Here is a 1,398-nt window from a genome sequence, read left to right as displayed (position 1 = left end):
TCAAACCCGATCGCCGCTTCGAGCGCCCACTGACCGATCCCCGTATCTAACGGTTCCTGCGATCGCTCCGTGTCGCCGTCGGCAACGTGTGGCTCCACGGCGGCCCCTGACAGCGTTCTCCCACCACTGCACGGCGAACGGCGGACTAAAGATCTGGCGTCAGCGGGCGAAGGTGCGCCCGTAGACCGCCACGTCCAGTCGTTTGTCCCCTAGAGGCAGCGCGCTGGTGAGGACGCCTTCCCGGGTGAACCCGAGCCGCTCAGCAACGCGCCAGCTGCGCACGTTCTCGACCGCCGTTCGTATCTCGACTCGACGGATTCCGCGGGCTGGGACCTCAGTCAGCAGCGCGGTGCAGGCGCGAGTCACGGCACCGTGACCCTCGGTGGCGGCGTCGATCCAGTACCCGAGTTCCGCTGTCTGCGTGTAGGAGTTCATTCGAAGAGACGCTGAACCGATGATGGAATCGCCCGACATGATGACGGTCGGCAACACGGATTCTGCGATGAAGTCCGACAGCTGAGCACGAGTGAAGGCAGCAGTGCCATCGAGAGTTTGGTCGTAGAAGGCCCATGGCTCCCACTGCCTTAGACGCTCAAGATTGGCCACCGTCAGAGCGTGCATCTCCTCGACGGTGTCGAGGGTGCGTAGCGCGAGTCGGAATCCATCGCCGAGTTCGTGAGTGAAACGCATGCAATCAGCATCTCGTACACGGGCTGGTCCGTGCAGGAGCCCGGTCCTCCAAGGCTCGACAACCAGTCCCCTATCGGGACGATCGAGATAGGCGCGCTGTGGGACGGCCCCGGCCACGACCCCCTCGGAGGTCCCCGTCGACGCTCAAACGAAAGTAGGGCGCCTTGACGTCGTCATTGAGACTCCTGCTCGTGCGGTTGGTGGGTCCCGTCGGCGTCGACGGGTTCTCGTTCGCGGCCTCGGCCGCGGGGGTGTCGGTGGGGGGTGTCTCGATGCCCCAGGACGCCAGAGCGTCGCGGCGGGTGACCTCGACCGGCGGCTCGGACAGCGCTCTGCGCTGTTCGAGCTCGGCGCGTGTGACGGTGAGGTCCTGGACGCGGCACTCGTCGCCGTAGGCGAGGCGGTAGAGCCGGTCGGCCTCGTTCTCCAGCCAGTCGACTTCGCCTTGCCGGTCGGCTTGTCCGGCGAGGTACCCGGCCCGGTAGTCGTCACCGGTGATGTTCGGGCCGGTCATGCGGCGTGCTTCTCGATGAGGTCGGGGCGGAACCCCGACCAGTGGTCCTGGTCGCTCGCGACGACCACGGGGGCGGCGGAGTAGCCCAGCTCCTCCGTGACGTACGCGAGCGCTGCGGGGTTGGTGGTGATGTCGACGGTGGTGTACTCGATGCCCTTCTTCTCGAGCACCCGGTAGGTCATGGTGCACTGCAC

At 66.2% G+C, this 1,398-nt stretch carries 3 protein-coding genes; all 3 read right to left on the bottom strand.

Features of this window, described 5'->3' with window-relative positions; genetic code table 11:
• Positions 1-159: 159 nt before the first annotated feature.
• Positions 160-690 (bottom strand): GNAT family N-acetyltransferase, encoded by a 531-nt coding sequence (locus C5C95_RS17030; protein WP_104324918.1) that lies wholly within the window; start codon positions 688-690, stop codon positions 160-162.
• 70 nt (positions 691-760) lie between these two features.
• Positions 761-1,204: a hypothetical protein gene (locus C5C95_RS17025; RefSeq protein WP_104226506.1), complete on the bottom strand. Its 444-nt coding sequence runs from the start codon at positions 1,202-1,204 to the stop codon at positions 761-763.
• Positions 1,201-1,398: glutaredoxin domain-containing protein (locus C5C95_RS17020; protein ID WP_258072692.1), on the bottom strand; the 198-nt coding region annotated here is incomplete at its 5' end. The genes C5C95_RS17025 and C5C95_RS17020, both read right to left, overlap by 4 nt.

Source organism: Rathayibacter sp. AY1B7 (assembly GCF_002932735.1).
GTDB lineage: Bacteria > Actinomycetota > Actinomycetes > Actinomycetales > Microbacteriaceae > Rathayibacter.
Note: the sequence above shows the minus strand (reverse complement) of the source record. Positions and strands in the feature narration are given on the sequence as shown.

Coding starts and splice junctions, on each gene's coding strand:
- C5C95_RS17030 (WP_104324918.1), bottom strand. CDS start 690: ATGCGTTTCACTCACGAACTCGGCGATGGATTCCGACTCGCGCTACGC.
- C5C95_RS17025 (WP_104226506.1), bottom strand. CDS start 1,204: ATGACCGGCCCGAACATCACCGGTGACGACTACCGGGCCGGGTACCTC.